Origin of the sequence: Allocoleopsis sp., from assembly GCF_036703385.1 — a bacterium.
Classification (GTDB): Bacteria; Cyanobacteriota; Cyanobacteriia; order Cyanobacteriales; family Coleofasciculaceae; genus Allocoleopsis.
Window position 1 is genome coordinate 1 of the sequence record NZ_DATNPA010000498.1, and the last position, 3799, is coordinate 3799.

Here is a 3799-nt window from a genome sequence, read left to right on the forward strand (position 1 = left end):
CCCGATTACCTGGCGAGAACCATTTGGCTTGGTAATGATTGAATCAATGGCAACGGGAACTCCGGTGGTGGGTATGGCGTTGGGTTCGGTGCCAGAGGTAATTGCCAATGGGAAGACCGGGTTTGTCTGCGGCAGTCTGGAGAAGATAATTGAAGCCGTGCCAGAGGCCATGAAATTAGATCGCAAAACTTGTCGAGACTATGTGGTGAGCCGTTTTAGCGTTGAGTCGATGGTCGATGAGTATGAAAGGGCTTACCAGATGGTTCTCAGTGGAAGAGGACAGAACAAAGAGTTGTAGGGTGTCTTAGCATGAAGTCACTGACTTAAACAGAATGGTACTGACTTAAGCAAGAAGTAGTTGTTCTTTGAGAAAAATCCAGATTGGGGGGTTTCCCCCCAAACCCCCCACTGGGGGACGGAGTGCCTACCTAGAGACCCCCTGCACAAAGGTTGGTTGGTAAAGTAGAGAAGTTCTTAAGTCAGTGACATTCCTCTTAAGTCAGTGCCATTCGTCTTAGCCTCCAACCCTAAACGGGGCACGATCCGTCGTGCCCGTATAACTTTTGCTTCTTTCTCTCAATATTCCTCAATAAAAAACAATTAATTGTATAGAAATATTTAGTCTCATCACAGAATCTTATCGTTGTGCATCAATCGTAACTATTTCCAGTACATTCATATATTGATTAAGAGGAAATCTGGACGTAAGCGTTACACCACAAAAAGGACTAATAGGGACAGCCACTTTGACGCCGGAGACATCAGTCAACTGGCGAATATTTTTGTGTGCATCTACACATGTTTAATCGATTCCCCTAGCTAGGGCTATTGACGTTGAGGCCGTGCCTTAACTTTTCTTAATGAATAAATGTAAGCCTTGTCAACAGCGTTTTTCTAAATAAATTTCGCGTTCCGTTGAACAAGGTATCAAATGTGTTGTCACAGTGTATAGTTGACAACCGATGCATTGCGTCCATCTCTTCTCTGAGACAACTGTAACGTTGACCGGAAACTTTAGGTATGACTACGGATAAACTTGAGCTAGAAGGTAAAGTTTTTGTTCCTGCTGAAGAACTGCCCATTCCGGAGTGGCCGAGTGTGCTAAGTGAACGTCCGCAACCGACGCTCACGATTAAAGATAATGACCTGTTTTTAGTTACCGATACACTAGGGAATATTGGTGGATTGTTAAGAGATGACATGAACGCCAGTATGGGATTGTTCTGTCACGATACCCGGTTCCTCAGCCGCTTGGAGTTACAGATTGAGGGGCGACCACCCGTATTACTCAGCAGTACTGCTGAAAAAGGGTTTGCTCTCTCTGTTCTGTGTACCAATCCTCGCCTGGATGGCGAACGTTTAGAAGAAGCAGAGCAATTAGAGGCAGAAGCACAAGTTGAGGAAGGCGAGATTTCCTACGCACCCCTACGGGCGGAGACAATCGGGCTTGCGCGGGACATTGTCTTGAATGGAGCGCTGTTTGATGAAATTGAAGTTTCTAACTATACCACAAGTCGCATTCGTTTTGAACTGAGTCTCAGCTTTGATGCTGATTTCGTAGATTTATTTGAAGTCCGGGGCTATGGACGAGGACACCGGGGACAGCTCTTACACGAAGTACCGAAGGATGAAGCGGCCCAAAAAGAAACCCAAGAGTTAACCCTAGCCTATAAAGGACGGGATGGCTTAGTGATGCAATCGTCCATCGAGTTCATGCATCGCCAACCCGACTACTTGAAGGGTAAAACAGCCATTTGGCAACTGGATCTAGACTCTCACGAAAATCTGAAGCTGGGGTATCGGCTCAGGGTCTTAATTAATAGTCGTTCCAGTTCTATTGTCAGTGCACCTGCTACCCTGGGACAGGCCAAAGCCGCTGAATTAGCGGAACAAAGAGAGTGGCAGCAACACGTCACCCAGATTCGCTCCGACGAGAAGACAATTAATCAGGTGATTGAGCGAGCTGAGCAGGATGTTTATCTGCTTCGGCAGACGTTTGGCAAAGGAAAAGTCCTTTCAGCGGGAGTGCCTTGGTTTTCCACGTTGTTTGGGCGCGACTCGATTATTGCCGCCTCGCAAACGTTGATGCTCGACCCCACCATTGCCCGCGAAACTTTGTCCATCTTGGCGAAGTTCCAAGGCAAGGAAGAGAATGAGTGGCGCGATGAGCAACCGGGCAAGATTTTGCACGAAATCCGCATGGGTGAAATGGCTCGGTGTGAGGAAATTCCCCATACGCCTTATTACGGAACCGTTGATGCCACACCGTTGTGGTTAATGCTCTACTGCGAATACTACGCTTGGACACATGACACCGAAACAATGGATCGTCTGTGGCCTAATGCTTTAGCAGCAATGGATTGGATTGACCGCCAGATGGCTGAAACTGGATATATCAGTTACTATCGCCTATCCAAGCGGGGTCTGGCGAATCAGGGGTGGAAAGATTCCGGAAACTGTATTGTCAATCGCAAGGGGCAGATGGCAAAGGGTGCGATCGCACTTTGTGAGGTGCAGGCTTATGCCTATTCGGCTAAAATCCGTTTGGCAGAGATTGCCCGACTGAAGAAGCGGCTCGATTTGGCAGACCAGTGGCAAGATGAAGCCAAAGACCTTAAGCGCCGATTTAACCAGGATTTCTGGATGCCTGAAGAAGACTTCTGTGCGTTGGCTCTGGATGGAGAAGGCAAGCCGGTGGATAGTATTACCTCTAACCCTGGTCACTGTCTGAATCTAGGCATTTTGGCACCCGAGAAAGCCTATAGTGTGGCGGAACGGCTGCGAGCTCCGGATATGTACAGTGGTTGGGGGATTCGTACCCTCAGTAGTTTGTCCCCGGCATACAATCCGATGGGGTATCATATCGGTTCGGTCTGGCCTCATGATAATTCCATGATTGCCGTCGGATTGCGAGCGCTCGGACTTGTCGATCAAGCACTGGAACTGTGTCAGTCGTTAATTGATATGACGCTATACCAGCCCTACAACCGTCCGCCCGAACTGTTTTGCGGATACGAACGCACCGATGGTAACGCCCCGGTCATGTATCCTGTCGCCTGCACTCCTCAAGCTTGGGCAACGGGCAGTATTTTCCAGTTGTTGCAAGTGATGATTAATCTGGTACCTGATGCCCGCAATAACTGCCTGCGGATTCTCGACCCAGCATTACCAGAGTCCATCAACAAACTATCACTGCAAAACTTGCGCGTGGGTTCAACTCTGCTGGATTTGGAGTTTGAGCGTTCTGGTAGCGCAACGGCTTGCCGCGTTGCTAAGAAGCGGGGGAATCTTCGGGTTGTGATTGAAGCGTAAACTTCAACTTAAATAAGGCTTGCTGAATAGCTGTAGAAAGTAGGCTAGGCAAGGATTTTGAGCCTTCGTCAACCCGCTCGGTGCAAGGTAATAGCACTATTGAGCTCTCTCATCCTTGCACTTTTGTAGGGAATCCCTGGGTAAATTGGGAAACTCAGCCGCCCCCCTACTAGATTTTCGCGCTGCCCTAGATTCGCGATCGCCGACTTATTCAGCAAGCCTTAAATAGACCTGTTTTGAAAGTCTCCTTTCATCCTGGAGTGTGAGCAGGTAAGCTCATGAACGTCTCTTATTTGATCGATCAAACAGTACATCGCAATGAGTCGCACTTGTATATGTTTCACTCTATGCATTGCAAGGCACTGCCATGTCAGGGGTGCCTTGGTTGCTCTCACAGGCGAGATGGCACAAGGAACATCTTCCAATAGTTAATCCCATTAGTAGAGGAAGATGCGGGGCGGTCATTAAACTTCCGACAGTCGAGCTT

General features: G+C 48.3%; 2 protein-coding genes. Both read left to right on the top strand.

Annotated features, from left to right (window positions below; all coding sequences use genetic code 11):
* On the top strand, positions 1–298 hold a 298-nt coding region (locus V6C93_RS24350; protein ID WP_333479260.1), incomplete at its 5' end, for a glycosyltransferase.
* A gap of 722 nt (positions 299–1020) precedes the next feature.
* Positions 1021–3312: an amylo-alpha-1,6-glucosidase gene (locus tag V6C93_RS24355; RefSeq protein ID WP_333479261.1), complete on the top strand. Its 2292-nt coding sequence runs from the start codon at positions 1021–1023 to the stop codon at positions 3310–3312.
* Positions 3313–3799 lie beyond the last annotated feature (487 nt).